The organism is Fulvivirga marina, from assembly GCF_016775155.1.
GTDB classification, from domain to species: Bacteria; Bacteroidota; Bacteroidia; order Cytophagales; family Cyclobacteriaceae; genus Fulvivirga; species Fulvivirga marina.
In genome coordinates this window covers 36,451-51,442 of record NZ_JAEUGD010000001.1, presented here as the reverse complement: position 1 = coordinate 51,442, position 14,992 = coordinate 36,451, and the positions used below count along the sequence as shown (strand labels likewise).

The 14,992-nt window shown below is 40.9% G+C and carries 15 protein-coding genes; 8 read left to right on the top strand and 7 right to left on the bottom strand.

All coding sequences use genetic code 11. The features are described 5' to 3' along the window. Positions 1-265: 265 nt before the first annotated feature. The 3 genes from JMN32_RS00280 to JMN32_RS00270 all read left to right on the top strand — a co-directional run bounded on the left by JMN32_RS00280 (position 266) and on the right by JMN32_RS00270 (position 2,657). Positions 266-502, top strand: coding sequence for a hypothetical protein (locus JMN32_RS00280; protein ID WP_202854269.1), 237 nt, complete (start codon positions 266-268; stop codon positions 500-502). 77 nt (positions 503-579) lie between these two features. Beyond that, positions 580-1,065, top strand: a complete 486-nt coding sequence (locus JMN32_RS00275; RefSeq protein ID WP_202854268.1) for an anthrone oxygenase family protein — start codon at positions 580-582, stop codon at positions 1,063-1,065. A 206-nt stretch (positions 1,066-1,271) separates the two neighbouring features. After that, positions 1,272-2,657 carry an MATE family efflux transporter gene (locus JMN32_RS00270; RefSeq protein ID WP_202854267.1) on the top strand — a complete coding sequence of 462 codons (1,386 nt, stop codon included), beginning with the start codon at positions 1,272-1,274 and terminating at the stop codon, positions 2,655-2,657. A gap of 12 nt (positions 2,658-2,669) precedes the next feature. Here the strand turns inward: JMN32_RS00270 and JMN32_RS00265 are convergent, their stop codons facing one another. Beyond that, positions 2,670-3,251 (bottom strand): 1-acyl-sn-glycerol-3-phosphate acyltransferase, encoded by a 582-nt coding sequence (locus tag JMN32_RS00265; protein ID WP_202854266.1) that lies wholly within the window; start codon positions 3,249-3,251, stop codon positions 2,670-2,672. 158 nt (positions 3,252-3,409) lie between these two features. On the opposite strand from JMN32_RS00265, the gene JMN32_RS00260 reads away from it, so the two are divergent. The 5 genes from JMN32_RS00260 (at position 3,410) to JMN32_RS00240 (ending at position 8,375) form a co-directional block, all read left to right on the top strand. Next, on the top strand, positions 3,410-5,068 hold the full coding sequence (locus JMN32_RS00260) for a site-specific DNA-methyltransferase (protein ID WP_202854265.1): 1,659 nt from the start codon (positions 3,410-3,412) through the stop codon (positions 5,066-5,068). Continuing rightward, on the top strand, positions 5,068-5,832 hold the full coding sequence (locus tag JMN32_RS00255) for a hypothetical protein (RefSeq protein ID WP_202854264.1): 765 nt from the start codon (positions 5,068-5,070) through the stop codon (positions 5,830-5,832). The genes JMN32_RS00260 and JMN32_RS00255 overlap by 1 nt, the downstream gene beginning before the upstream one ends. 102 nt (positions 5,833-5,934) lie before the next feature. Next, positions 5,935-6,084, top strand: a complete 150-nt coding sequence (locus JMN32_RS27665) for a pinensin family lanthipeptide (RefSeq protein WP_202854263.1) — start codon at positions 5,935-5,937, stop codon at positions 6,082-6,084. Between the two features lie 459 nt (positions 6,085-6,543). After that, positions 6,544-7,818 (top strand): tyrosine-type recombinase/integrase, encoded by a 1,275-nt coding sequence (locus tag JMN32_RS00245; RefSeq protein WP_202854262.1) that lies wholly within the window; start codon positions 6,544-6,546, stop codon positions 7,816-7,818. 311 nt (positions 7,819-8,129) lie between these two features. Further along, entirely contained in the window at positions 8,130-8,375 is a 246-nt protein-coding gene (locus JMN32_RS00240; protein WP_202854261.1) for a hypothetical protein, read from the top strand. A 54-nt stretch (positions 8,376-8,429) separates the two neighbouring features. Here JMN32_RS00240 and JMN32_RS00235 read toward each other — a convergent pair whose 3' ends face one another. The 6 genes from JMN32_RS00235 to JMN32_RS00210 form a co-directional block, all read right to left on the bottom strand. Continuing rightward, entirely contained in the window at positions 8,430-8,789 is a 360-nt protein-coding gene (locus tag JMN32_RS00235; RefSeq protein ID WP_202854260.1) for a hypothetical protein, read from the bottom strand. A 46-nt stretch (positions 8,790-8,835) separates the two neighbouring features. Then, complete coding sequence (locus tag JMN32_RS00230; RefSeq protein ID WP_202854259.1) at positions 8,836-10,365, bottom strand: tyrosinase family protein; 1,530 nt, start codon at positions 10,363-10,365, stop codon at positions 8,836-8,838. Positions 10,366-10,395: 30 nt separating this feature from the next. Continuing rightward, positions 10,396-11,013 (bottom strand): DJ-1/PfpI family protein, encoded by a 618-nt coding sequence (locus JMN32_RS00225; RefSeq protein WP_317191745.1) that lies wholly within the window; start codon positions 11,011-11,013, stop codon positions 10,396-10,398. A gap of 36 nt (positions 11,014-11,049) precedes the next feature. Continuing rightward, positions 11,050-12,765, bottom strand: a complete 1,716-nt coding sequence (locus JMN32_RS00220) for a multicopper oxidase family protein (protein ID WP_202854257.1) — start codon at positions 12,763-12,765, stop codon at positions 11,050-11,052. Positions 12,766-12,804: 39 nt separating this feature from the next. Further along, positions 12,805-13,191 carry a hypothetical protein gene (locus JMN32_RS00215; protein WP_202854256.1) on the bottom strand — a complete coding sequence of 129 codons (387 nt, stop codon included), beginning with the start codon at positions 13,189-13,191 and terminating at the stop codon, positions 12,805-12,807. Positions 13,192-13,416: 225 nt separating this feature from the next. Further along, positions 13,417-14,829 (bottom strand): hypothetical protein, encoded by a 1,413-nt coding sequence (locus JMN32_RS00210; RefSeq protein WP_202854255.1) that lies wholly within the window; start codon positions 14,827-14,829, stop codon positions 13,417-13,419. Positions 14,830-14,992: the final 163 nt, after the last annotated feature.

Here is a 14,992-nt window from a genome sequence, read left to right as displayed (position 1 = left end):
AGTTATAAACAAATTCTCCATCCTGATCTAAAACAATTGGCCAAAAGGATTTATAAAAACGGCGTGTTCATAAATGGCGGAAATGATTATGACACGCCGCTAAGGTCATTCAACTGTGTAAGACGGCTTCGCATCTCTGAACTTTGAGATGCAAAAGCAGGCTGTTTCCATTCTAAAGCAATGTCTGGAATCATAATGATCATGTCGCTTTTATTCTATTTATATAACGTCCACCCTAATAGATTTGGAGTAAAACAATTATTTCATGAAAATCAGAAGTATTCTTTTATTCACGATCGTGGTGATGAACGGCTCTTTGGCCCAGGTTCAACAACCAAATGCTGTAAAAGATAGGGCTCAAAAAACAAGTGCAATCGCTTCCATAAAACACACAATCCAAGCCGAGTATTTGACGCTGACAATGTCGATAGGTTTCAGACTAAAATATAGAACAGTTGTGTGTTTTAAGGCGAATGTCCAAAAGCAAGATCAAACTGACTAAAGCCGAAAACACAGTGTTGTCGACTTGGGTCGGCAAATACGAACAACTAATAACTAAACTTAAATAACTATAAGGTCATGTATAAAATATTAATGACAGTTACTATTATGCTCTTGGGCCTGATTGCCGGACTCTTTTACTCCTATTCCTGTTCGGTAAATACCGGCTTGGGCCGATTAACAGACTCTGATTACTTAAAGGCCATGCAGTCCATCAACAAGATTATACTAAACCCATGGTTCTTCATCATTTTTATAGGCACACTGTTTCTACTGCCGCTCGCCACCTGGCTCTCCTATGAAAGAGCAGGTACAGATCAGAGATTTTATTTGCTTTTGGCTGCTTCCATAGTATATGCAATTGGAGTGTTTGGAGTAACAGGCATGGGCAATGTCCCTCTTAATGAAGCTCTGGCCAGGTTCAACATCGAAACGGCCAGTCTTCAGGAAATCCATGTTCATAGAAGTGCCTTTGAAGTTCCTTGGAACAAGCTCAACCTCATCAGAACTTGTGCAAATCTACTTTCACTACTATTGGCACTTATGGCAGTAATCAAAAGCTGACTTGCAGTTACACAACGTTTTCTCGTTTCAACTGCCCTTTTAACTACTGGTCTTTTGCCAGTGATGTTGTAAGCTTGCTAAAGAAACTCGACATTATCAAACCTTGAATGATGCCAAATAATTCTACACAAAACAAACCTAGTGCTCAAATAACTTTCCTAACATTAAGCCGTTAGTTTTGCAGTACTAAATTCTCTTCCCCATTGGTGAATAAAGCTAAAAACAAAAAGTATACAGAAGGTAAGATACTCAACTCACTTACGCAGCTTGCACTACCCATTATTTTAGCAAACATTCTTCATACGGCATACCAGCTTATAGACACTTTTTGGCTTGGGCGACTGGGAGCCAATGCTGTTGCAGCTGTTAGCCTCAGCTTTCCCATTCTATTTCTGGTTTTATCATTAGGTGCAGGTTTAACACTTGCAGGTACTGTCATTGTATCACACCATAAAGGAGCTGAAGACCAGCGTCAGGTCAATTTCAGTTCTTCACAAACAGTACTGGTCATCTTCTTTATTTCTATTTTACTAGCCTTGCTAGGATACTTTTCTGCTCCTCCACTCATGAAACTTGTAGGTGCGAGCTCCGAAATATTAGCCGATTCAGTATCTTACTTTCAGGTTTCTTCTCTGGGTTTCGTTTTTCTTTTTATGTTTTTTGTTTTCCAATCGCTCATGCGTGGAATCGGAAATGTTGTGCTCCCAATGTATATAATCCTTGCTACTGTATTTCTGAACCTGATCTTGGATCCCTTATTTATATTCGGGTATGGCCCTATACCTGCCTTTGGTGTGGCTGGAGCTGCCATAGCCAGTATCATTACTCAAGGCTTGTCTGCAGCTACCGGTATTTTTATTCTCTGGAGAGGAAAAAAAGGCATTAAGATCAACTGGTCTGACATGAGTTTTAACCTAGCCTGGACGAAAAAATTGTTTGTAATGGGTATCCCTGCCAGTTTGGAGCAGTCTTCTCGGGCCGCGGGAATGACAGTAATGGTAATGCTCGTAACAAGCTTTGGTAGCGATGTAGTGGCTGCTTACGGAATAGGTGCAAGGATATTGAGCCTGGTAATTGTTCCTGCTCTTGGACTTGCCATAGCCACCACTACACTTGTTGGTCAGAATATTGGTGCCTCTAAAATCAAAAGAGCTGAGAAGATCAGCGATCTCAGCAGTAAAATAGCTTTTTTGGGTCTCACGGCTGTAGGTATGCTTTTGTTTCTATTTGCGGAAGACCTTACCGCATTCTTTGTGCCTAATGATCCGAAGGTAATTAAGGATGGAGCTCTGTTTATCAAAGTTATGGCTCCCAGTTTCGGGCTTTTAGGAGTGCAGCAGGTGCTAAATGGCACCTTTAATGGAGTGGGGTTTACACAAGCTTCTATGCTGATCTCTATTTTTAGCCTTTGGATCATTCGTTTCCCTCTGGCCTTTGTACTCTCCAATAAGACTAGCCTGGAGTTCGAGGGTATTTGGTGGGCCTTTCCTATTTCGAATCTTATTGCTGCAACTGTAGCATTTATTTATTACAAGATGGGCTATTGGAAGGTAAGGACGATTCGTAACAGGCACCAGAGCCCTGTCGGCTAATAGGCTACCGGATCAGCTATAGCGTTCGTCCAGACTAAAGTTTTCCGGATATTTACCATGCTTATCCCGGTAAAAGTCCATAACAATAGCCATGTCTTTTTCAATATCGCCCGAAGGCATAAAACACGCCCCAACACCAGTCACTCTGGTTTTGTAATCCATAAACGCAAGACATACAGGCACTTTAGCCTCTAAAGCGGCATAGTAAAAACCTGTCTTCCATAAAGAAACCCTTGAGCGGGTACCTTCAACAGTTACCAACAGAGAAAGGGGCTCTTTGGCCACTTTAAACAGCCCTGCCATTACCTGGGTCATACTCATTTTAACAGTTTTTCCCTTTTTAGGCGAACGGTCTATCCAGAGAGCACCAAGGTTTTCAATCATCTTTCCGAAGGGAAACCTGTTCAATTCCTTTTTGATAGTAAATCGGGGATTAAGGCCCAACTGATCCAATGCGCTAATGGCGTATACAAAATCCCAATTACTGGTATGCGGAGCCGCCACCATGATGCAATTATAAGCCTCTGGGGGAGTTGGCCGATATAGCTTCCAACCGCGGATTCTGAACAATATTTTAAAAATCCATTTAAGCATAGCGCTAAACTAATTCAAAGTTCTTCAGCTTCTAACCTTTTTCAAAACAATTTTATCAAACAACCTCATCTAAGCCCGTTCATATGTGGCTTTACTTGGTTCATTGTATGGATATAGATTATCTTGCACAAAATTTCGCATGGTAGTAATTCAATTTTATGGATGATAAGTCAGTAAATACCGCTGAACAGTTGAGACAGCAGCTTTACCGGATAGCACCGGAGGTATTTCGGGAAGGGAAGATAGACTGGGAGAAGCTTAAGGCTTCTCTGGGTGAGAAAACAACATATGATAACGAGCGATACACCCTCAATTGGGCTGGCAAAGGCGCTGCCATATCCCAAATTTATGAGCCCACAAAAAAAACTTTAACCCCCGTTAAAGGTGATTCCTTAAATTTTGATTCTTGTAACAACCTCTTCATTGAGGGAGAAAATCTGGAGGTGCTGAAATTGCTCGGTGAGCGCTACACCCAAAAAGTAAAGATGATCTATATTGACCCTCCTTATAATACAGGTAAAGACTCTTTTATTTATAAGGACAAGTTTTATGAATCAAAAAAAGAATATTTAAAACGAACGGCTTCTACAGAAAGGAGCAATACCTTTCAGCAAAATCAGCACATAGCAGTCAATGGAAACGAAAATGGACACTACCATTCCAACTGGCTAAATATGATCTATCCAAGATTATACCTCGGCAGAAACCTGCTTAAAGATGAAGGTGTCATTCTTATTCATATCGATGAAAATGAGATCAATAACCTGGAGCTTGTTTGTAACGAAATATTTGGAGAAGAAAATAAGCTGGGGACTATCATCTGGGATAAAGGCAACCCCAAAGGAGATGCGAAGAGGATCGCCTATCAGCACGAATATATCGTGGTATATGCCAGGAATAAAGCTGATTTTGTAAATAAAAGTAAGCTCAAGAGACCTAAAAAAAATGCTCAGAAAATATTAAATAAAGCGGCTTCATTATATAGTAAGCTTGGAAAATCAGGGGTTCCCGCCGACCTCAAAAATGTGGTGAAAAAGTATGGCATGTCCGAAAAGCTACTGCATGACTACAAAAGGAATATCACGCTGGAAGACATCAACAGAGATTTTTACCAGTGGGTACAGTCTCAGAAAAACTTTAGTGGTGGAGAAAAGGCTTATAACAAAATTGATGAGCATGGAAATGTGTACAGAACAGTTTCCATGGCATGGCCCAACAAAAAGAAAGCTCCGGACGAATACTTTACTCCACTCACCCATCCGATCACCAAAAAGAAATGTCCAATACCAGCGAGGGGCTGGCGATATCCTGAAAAAACGATGAAAAAGCTACTTAACGACAACATGGTAATCTTTGGCCCTGATCATAAAAAGCAACCCGAAAGAAAATATCTGCTTACCGAAAACATGTTTGAAAATGTCCCCTCCATCCTCTTTTTCGGTGGCAGCGATGACAAGTATCTCCGTGAGCTGGATATTCCCTTTGAAAACCCTAAACCTTACGAACTCGCCAAAGAACTCATCTCATATTTCACCACCAATAATCAGGATATCATTCTTGATTTCTTTGCTGGCTCCGGCACCACTGCCCATGCTGTACTGGATCTGAATGCCTACTCTCCTGGCCGGCAGTTTATTTGTGTGCAGCTACCTGAAGTGATCAAAAAAAAATCATCAGGCTTTGATCATATTGCAAGCCTCTCTCTCTCAAGGATTAAAAAATCATATCAGAGAATTGTTGAAAGCCTTCCCGATGACCTAAAAGAAGAGTTTGAGACCAAACAAGGTGTGAAAGTGTTTAAACTGACAGACTGTTAATGCTCCACTATTATCAAGGCAATGCGCTCTACGACTACATCATAACCAACAAGGTAGAACGTTATAATTTTGTAACCGGTAACATGTGGCAACTAGTATACGGTGATCACTGCAGTACCCCTAAATTACTTATAGTGGTTTCAGGAGTAGATGAAAAGGACTGGGGAGATTTTTCAGATCGTGAAATAAAAGCGTTCAGACAACTCAACCAGTTATCCAACTTGCATCAACTGCCCTGTTTCTTATTACAATTCAAAGCTTTTGGCGATACCTTTGATGAAATAAATCTCTGCAAATCGTCCCATCAGCTTAGCTTCACAAAGCTCACACCAAGGCAACTCAAAGATCTCTTTCGTGACCACGGACTCGCGGTAAATGATAAACGGGCGACCAAATACCTGAACGACAAAGTTAGTAGCGCATACCATAAATGGCAGCGCGATACACTTGGCTCAGATATTACTGTTTCGGATATAGACCTTTGGATACACAAAGACAATAAGCTCTTTGCCGTATGCGAGTTAAAACGCTCTAAAGTATCTCTGGAAAAATGGGAGCCTTATGAAGATGATTTTAAGAATTTCAGACTCATCCATAACCTCTCTTACCCCAATTACAAATTTTTCATTATATACAACCTGAGAACACCATCACCTTTTAAAGATGATATCTCTCTCCTTAAAGTTTTTGAAGTTGACTTTTCTCAAAGTCAGCCTATTCGTTACGTAGATACTTATCCGGTAGAGAGGTTGATTAGCCGTTAAGTTTACTCTGCATTAATGTAAGCCTTTCGAGACTTCATAAAAGTAATATCCACCGCTTATTTTATTAACGAACCACAACCAATATTTCAAACCTAATAAAATATGAAAAGGAAAATCAAACTTACAGATTTGAAAGTTAAAAGTTTTGTTACGAGCGAAAAGCAAAAATTGTCGGGGGAGAAACCTTTCCTGCATGCCAGTCATACCCATCAGCTTGTCCTCGTGCTTGCCCTATTGCTGAGCCCCTATTGATACTTTTTCAACCCCGCCTGCATGGTGTACCTAAAGTACCTATATTGAGTAATCTTTAAAGGAATAAGTTCAGATAAACAGTAATCAACAAGGTGAACTAAAAAATAGTATGCCATAACCCTATGAGCCGAATGAACAGCTATTCGGCTCATGATGTATAGACCGCCAAAAAAGTAGGACAAATTCAGGTAAGATGTTTCTGAACCGGATAGAAAAGGATACATCGAGGAACAAAACAAGAACATCCACACAGGTATATTACACCTAATTACAGATTAATAATCATCTACCTCGTAACCAACTGAAAAGCGCCCAAATGGACAGTTAAATGCACTTTTTGCCATTTTGGCATTTCCTTTAAAACCGTTAGAATCCTAAAAACTTGGCAAATCCTTGGCAATGATTTTGATATGTTTTTATCAGTATTCAATCATAAAACTAATAACAAAATCTGACTCCATGGCAACACTTGCATTACGACTAGACACCCGTAATAAAAAAACGAATCTCTTCCCTGTAGTAATCCGTCTTACACACAAGGGAGTACCTAAAAGGATTCCTGTCGGTCTGAGGCTGCGGGAATCCGAATGGGACAACAAAAACAAAAAGATTAAAAACTCCTATAACAATTCAACACGTACGAATAAACAGCTATATAACAAGCTCTCCATAGCCGAGGATGTTCTTACAAAATACAGTTTTCATCTCAAGGATATGACCGTTTACGATCTGGCAGAAGCTATTACAAAAGAAATCGCCATAGATACTGAAAAAAAGTCCCCTGACCCGATACTTGTTGGGCGAACCACGTTGTTAGACTATGGGAGCAAAGTCGAAATGATGTATAAAAAATCCCAACAATATTCTTGGGTGAAAATGTGCAGATATAGTGTTAATAAAATGTTAGAATATCATGGCAACAATCGGTTGCTGATTACTGACATTGATGAAATGTACATTCTTGGATTTGAAGCTGAATGCAAAAGTAAAAATATTCAAACCAGCACCATTGCTATAATCTTGCGTACTATCCGTCGTATATACAACCTCGCGGTTAAAGACAAGTCGACAGAAGTTACCCGTGAGCATTACCCATTCGGTCAGGGGGGGTACAGTATCAAAAAGGGCAGTTCGAAAAAGCGTGCGGTTAATGACAGCTATATGCAGATCATTAAAGACTTATCATATCCCCTGAAATCGAAGCTATGGCACGCCCGTAACTATTTACTTTTCATGTACTATTTACGAGGGATGAACTTTGCCGACCTATCCTATTTAACCCGTGATTGCCTTGAAGCAGGGCGATTGAGATATCAGCGGAGAAAGACAAGGCGAGGTACCAACGTAAAGGAATTTAATTTCAGTATTCCATCTGAAGCCCAGGTAATACTTGAGTACTATTTGCAGCAAAAAAGGGCGGGTAACCTTATATTCCCAGTTCTTGATGAAGTCATTAACCATCCGGACAGCGAAGTAATACATAAGAAGTATTTATACAGGCTTTCTGGCTTCAATAGATCACTGGGGAAAATAGGTAAGGATGCCGGACTCCCTATCAAATTAAGCAGCTATGTAATACGCCATACTTTTGCAATGGCTGGAAAAAATAAAGGAGTATCTAAAGCAATAATAGGTGATATGTTGGGTCATACGGATTATTCCACAACAGAAGCCTACTTTTCTGAATTTGAGCAGGAGGTAATGGACGAAGCTGCCAATGTGATATTTGGGTAGCAGATTTAGTTTACGACTATGACGGCGGATTGAATTTTCAGGAATTAATCCGCCTGTTAATTTTGTGCATATTTAAAACAGATCATTAAGCACCCTCACACCCTTTACTACTAATTATTATCAAAAGAAAAAACTGTTACGGTTAATGTTGGGCCTTAGCAGAAGAGCCTATTTTTCGTGTTTTGCAGTACAGCACTTATTTGAATCCTTATTCCCGAACTTATTGAAGGCAAATATTGCTGATGAAGCAAGGATCATGGTAACACCGGTAGTAAACTATCGGGCTTAATTTCAACCACAAAAATGCAAAAATGGTTAAACCTCCTGATAAGGTGAAAATTAAAGTCAATGATAGAAAACGCGCTCTGATCTTGTATATCTGTACTGTTATAACCAATAACGTGGTTGATCCTATCAGCCAGTATTCCCATGCCGGGGGTATTTGTGAAGCACCTCCGCATATGGTAATCATTGTACCCGCAGCAAACAAGCACAGTGAGCATTTAGGTAATAGGATTAACCCCAGAAGACTAAACACCTGGGATAATCTTACATAAACGGGGACAGAGGGTTGATTTTTCATACTGAATGGTGTTAAGAAAAAACAGTTCTTAAACTTCCTGTAACAGGAATCTGATATTAATAGTGGGGTTGCCGAGTAGTTTTGGAGGCATCACACGTCCGTGTACTGACCTGTTTACAGGTTCTACCTCTATATTCAGACGGTTGCCGAATATAGCTGTAACAGGAAGTTCAAAATCAAAGTCAACGAGTGGGTGTTTCACACATTCATCAACCTTCGCCGGGTCGCCCGGTTGTGCCATTGCACGTGAAGCAATAACCGTCTCTCCGTTTTTTAGCAAAACTTTAAAGCTCCCTGGTATGGAGAGGCGGTTAATGCCTTTTACACGTACATTTACCTTCTGATGGTCTATAATGAATGGTTGATTTACAGATAAATGACCTTTCATAATCTACACCTTTAGAGGTTTTGAATTTTACTTATTTACAGAGCTGTTATTGATGCAATACCACGTCATTTGTCATTAGCAATCGCATATTTACAGTAGGGTTGCCCATCAGTTTTGCAGGGAATTTTTCACCATGGGCATCCTTGTTAAGTGGCTCCACCAGGATTTCCAGTTTGGCACCTGCCACTTCCTCCAGATTAAGTTCGAAATCAAAATTTACAGCTCTATGCTGAACACAATTTTCACATTTCTCGGCTTCATTCGGCTGAAAGAAAGCCCTGCTGCGAAGTATCTTGTCATTCTTCATAAGATGTACCTTAAAACTGCCAGGGATTTTGATCCTGTCAAGGTTTTTGACGCGGATATTGACCCTGTCCGGTTTCAGGCTGAACTTGTCACTAAGTAAAGAGCTTCCTTTCATTGTCGGAAGCGCTTCGAGTGCAAGCCCCTCGAAAGCTGTTTCCTGATAATCTATATCCAGGTCGTTTAATGAATCTACCACATTAACCGTAGTCCTGTTTATTGGCATTGATGTAAATGGGGCAAGTGTAGTAAGAAACTCATCAGTGAAGTAGCTTCTACTAAAGTCCGACCGGATGGTCTTGAGTAGGCCGGATAAATTAGTAGCATTCATCTTCTTTTGCCATGTCCACCAAAGCCTGTCCAGATTGCAGTGGTAAAACCAGAAAATCGGGTCGAATGACGCTACGTACTGGTCAAGCATAGTATCCCCTATCGAAACATGTCCACCGTCATGGCCTGAAATGTTGGTGTTGTTCGGTGCATTATCAAAGGCGCGACCACCATGAAAGTCTTCCCAGTCAGTCCTACCCATAGCTCGGGACAGATCTTCCAGTACTTCATACTGTGCCAGGTTCGACGAAATCTGAGACCATGTGTACCGGGATGTCTTGTCCCCTTTTTTATACTGCGCATTTAAATCAACAGGGTATGTGTAACTATCAAACGGTGCCTGATTCAGAACATCAGGGATCGGTGTGTTGATGTCCCAATATGGCAGTGTTACATCTTCACATCCGTCAACATTACGAAGGGCATTTTCGAAATATAGCAGATAGGCCCGATGCCATGGATTGTAAGGTGGAATGTGGTGCATACACTTTGATTTTGGTAATCCATGCCACCCAGCAACCACAAAATATCCGTTTGGATCATTATGATCCATTGACATAATGGTACTAAATGCCTTTTTAAGCTTCTCCAGCTCCTCAGATGAGAGGCTGGCTACATTCTTGCGGATCCTCCCGGCCACCTTTTCTGCGGACTTGCGCAAGGCCATGCCAGATAAGGCAGATTCGGTAGTTTCTATTGTTCCCTTAGGGCACCCGGTCTGGATCCAGTTTAGAAAAGTTTGCACCCAACTTTGCTGCCATGGGTTGCCTGGAGGCATGTTGCCGGATGCTACCTGTCCGTAAATATTGGTTGCGTTGGATTTCACATATTCATAATTGTCCAATTGTACACCCTGAGGTGCCATATGGTCAATATCAGTCTGGTTAAACATTTTACTGATTTCCCCATACCATGTAGGATTCGTAATGGTTGTTTCGCTCATAGTGATTTATTTTAATAGTCAGGTGATTTATTATTGTTCCAGTGACCAGTTAATGGTCCTGTTATATTCCATAATCTCGGATGTTTTTCTGGCAATTTCCTGCCCCATAATATCTGATAAGAGATAAAAGGCAGCATCTATCCCGGAAGATACTCCTGCAGAACACAAAACATTCCCTTCACTCACATACCGTTGGCCTTTGGCTACAAAAGCATCGATATTCAGGGAATTAACTTTTTCCCTGAGATCTTCAATGGCCTGGTGGTGCGTTGTGATTGTATGCCCCTGTAGTTTTTGTCCCAGCGCAACGACCAATGGAAAAGCGCCGAGGCAAACCGAAACAATCTGATTCTTATCTGAATAGTTTGACTGTATCCATTTGATCATGGGGTCAGTGGCACTGATGTTTTTAATGTATGGCCCACCAGGAATGAAAATGATCTCAGCCTCGGGTATGGCATCATCAAAAGTAAAATCAGGTGTTATAGCTATTCCTCCCGCAGTTTTTACAGGCCCTTTAGCAGATGCAATTACATATTGCTGAAATGGTAGATCATCTGAATGTAAAGATTCCCGGCTTATGTAATTAGCCATGGCAAAAACGTCATGGGGACCTGTAAAATCCAGGGCTTCCACGCCTTCATAAATAATGTGATAAATATTTTCCCCATGTTTGTATCTGTTTTATAAAGCCTCTGTTCCTACAATATTGACCAGTTCCATCATACCCTGGTCTTCATGATCCAGGATATGACAGTGCAAAACAAATTTGCCATCAAAATCCTCATATCGAGATCTGGCAAAAACAGTATCGCCCTGCTGGATCAGGTAAGTATCACGCCAGACCGGGGGATCAAATATTATCTCCTGTCCATCGGCCTTTTTAACTCGGAATATTTCGAAGCTATTGACGTGTATGTGGAAGGGGTGATTCACAAACTGAGAGGTGATTTTCCATTCACTGGCGGAGTTCAGTTTTAAGACCCTCGGAGGATTGTCCATGCTGAACGGTCTTCCATTAACTGTAAAACACGTGGGAGTGCTGTTTACATCGATGTTGAACCATACTTCCTGTGCCAGACCTTCCAGTTCACTTTCCTTAATGGTTTTAAACGGACGGTATGCCGCCAACTCGTCACTGGTGGGTAATTTCATATCCTTACTTTCCGTGGAAATGATCACTATCGCCAGGATTTTCGGAGACTCATATTCGTCAAGCAAACTACTCTCCTTTTGAGTCTCCCTATCAATGAGGAACAGGGTGTCAGTTTTTGATACTTCATTGGCTTTTATTAGTATATCCGACCTGTAACCGGGCTGTAGCTCTACATAACCCTTTGTCTCCACTCTTCCGAGGCTTATTCCATCCAGCGCAATTTCATGTAACTGATGTCCATCGAGCTCAAGCTCTATTTTTTCCCGAACCCCGGCATGTATCAATCTCCAACGCTGCACTTCTCCCGATTTCATGCGAATAATTGGATAGGTTTGTCCATTGATCATGGTGCGCCATCCATGGCTATCAACCCCCTTATCCCAGATACCCGGCCCAAATGATGCATCAAAGTCTTCTACTCCAAATTGGCCGTCAGAGTCCTGGGTATAGGGGATTTGCTGAAATACAAATATCTTTTCGTCGGCTGCCTTTATTTCAGGTATCGTGTCCATTCCTCCCTCGACTATCAATGCGCCTCCCATGCCGGAGGAAACCTGCACTGCAGTGGAGCCGTGTACGTGACCGTGGTACCAAAAGGTACCCTGAGGGTGGTTTTCAGGAATCTGAATGTGATTCTGAAATTCACATGACGGCATAATATGCACCAGGACATTGTCGCTGCTATCTTTTGGGCTTACATGCAGGCCATGAGTGTGCAGGTTCGTAGTATTGAATGACTGAGGGTTCTTCTGTTCGCACGGATCATCGGAAGTATGGTGCATGCCACCGTAAGGATCGCAACTGACATGACCGAGCGGAGGCAGGTCGTTTTTCATTTTGACACGCAGGAGATCTCCTGGTTTGACTTTTAAAGTGGGCGGTACCAAAAGCCCTTCATAATTTCGCAGCCTCACGGTTAGCGTTTGATGGTCTTTGACATTCCATATCTCCTGATCACTATAGGCCACACGGAGTTCTGTATCTAATATTCCGTTTGTAGCGCTTCTTACTGGCGGGTTTTGAAGATCCTGATATACCGGGTTTGTAGTACTCGCTAGTTGTGTGCTCTTCTTATTTTTTTCAAAAGCAGTTTTTTGACCAGCAGACTTTCTCAGGAAGGACAGGATGTTTTCCTTCTCCGCTTTTAATAATGCAGCACCGTCTTTTGGCTTTTCATCCTTGTCACAGGACACAAGCGTCCCAATAAGTAGTACTGATGTTAAGATTATAAGTTTTTTTTTCATGTATGGTTAGTTATAGTTAACAGGTGTAAAATGATGCTACTAATCCGGCTTTTCCTGACCGTTGCTATGAGGAGCGGTACGTATCACCGAACCTGCTATGGCATCGACCTGGTCGATACCGTTTGGCCAGTACGGGATATAATATCCTAGGTAGTCATAGACCCAGCCTTCGGTGACCGTTCCATTGATACCTGTACCCTGATACCTTAAGGTAAAAGGATTACCATAAGTGATGTATCCCCTGAAATTAAGCCTGGCTTCTCCAAAATCGAAGTAACCATTCACCGTGCCTATCGGGCTTTGTTCAAATATCATTTTGCCCTGACCAAAAAGCAGATCGTCTGGTGTGGTGTTTTGGTTGGCATCATTCATGAAGCTTCGGTAAGTCCACGTTTTAACAGTGAGTATTTTATGTACTTCCATCATATCAACTACAGGTTAATAGGTGTTTTATCTCCGACTCAAAGTGTAATATTAGAAAGAGTTTAGTGCCGGATCCTTAATACCCAACCTTGGGTATTTTTGTCAATATCAGCGTGTATTGGTTGTATAGGGTGCTTTTTGAGCAACAATTTTTTGAGCAACAATTTTTTGAGTGCGTTTCCCCTTTAATCTACAATGGAATCAAAGGGGATATTATGAAGTTCGAGGTCACAGGTTAAAATGATAACCCAAAGACAGAAAGCCGCCAGCCTTTAGATCTGAGACAGTTAATTGGGATGTGGATTCATTGACTCCACCTTTACGTACTTGTTGACTTAGGCGGTTAACCTCCCCAATAATTAAACCTGTATCCAACGCCACTCGATGTTTGTTGCCATATGAAAAGCCTCCACCAATCAAAAACCTTGGTCTCATCTTATTAGTGATTGATACCCCAGGCCCAAATGCAAATTGTAAAGAAAGATTTTTGTTCTCTAACCTTTTCCCCCCTCTCAACAAGGCTGCCATTCCCATCTCAATCTTGCTTAGGTCTTCGTTGACCAGTTGATAGGTAATCGTACCATCAACTGCAGTTTCTGTGCTTATAGAATATGCTTCGTCAGATAACGTAGCCCCGTAAAATGCCATTCCCACGGTAAAAAAGGTTTTAGTTTTTCCCGGAAAGAGAATTTCAGAGCTATAAGATTGTAAGTTGTATTTTTTGTCTCGTGGTTCTATTGTGTATCTTAATTTAGCTTGTTCTCCGTTAAGTTGAAAAGGAGCAGACTTGTAAACAGAATTTCTCTTGCCAATCGTGTAGACAGTATTTTCTAACAAGTTGTTTATTTGCTCGGAATCATAAGCGCTTAACGTTTTGTCGATATGATCCACAATAGTTTCATAAATGGTTTTGACTTCATTAAGATGACTTTTTACCGCCTCATCGGACGAGATAATTCCTGCGTATTGTTCTGTAATCCGAGTAATTTCGATCCCTTCGTTGATTATAGCTACCCTTGAATTGGATAGTTCCTTGATGTGGTTTTGCATTGAATCCAATGCCTGGTATATTGTAAAATCAGGTTTACTAACATCTATACCGCTTTCATACAGCCGATAGAGGTGCAATCCGGTCTTAATTTGATTCAAACTTTTCTCACTCTCTGTTATTGAATTTACTAATGTAAGAAGTTTACCTTCAGTGTTTGAGAGTTGTTCGAAAGCCTTTATTTTTCTTAGATCAACATTATTCATTTTTTTAAAAGGCCCATCGGCGGGAGCATATGCCAAGAACGATTGTTTTGTTAGTTCAGCCAAGGGAGCTTCAACGGATGATTTCTTTATACCTTCAACTAAGTCTGGTAAAACGCTTAACAAAGGACTATTAAAAGAAGGTGGATCTATCGCTTTACTATATGACGTGTCTCCGTGATTAACACTTACCTCATATAAATTTAGGTTTATATTTTCCACTACAAACCGATACAGGCTACCCTCTGATAACCCATTCAAAGTACCAGGAACATCTAGTTCCATGTTGGCAAAGTCCAACTTTATTTCTTTTATTTTTTTTGAATTGTCCTGGGCTTTAGCCGAAAAGAAACAAATAGTTAATAGAGCAATTAGAAATGAAGGTTTCATGATTAATTAATTTTTAGGTGATTATTATTTAGATTGATTTGCCGCCAGTACTCAAGTTGCTGTTTAGCCTTTATATTCTTGTTTTTCTTGATAAGAACTACCCTGGATCGTTCCAATCATTCTGCAACTTGAGTACATGGTAAGTACTTAAAACCACATGGCT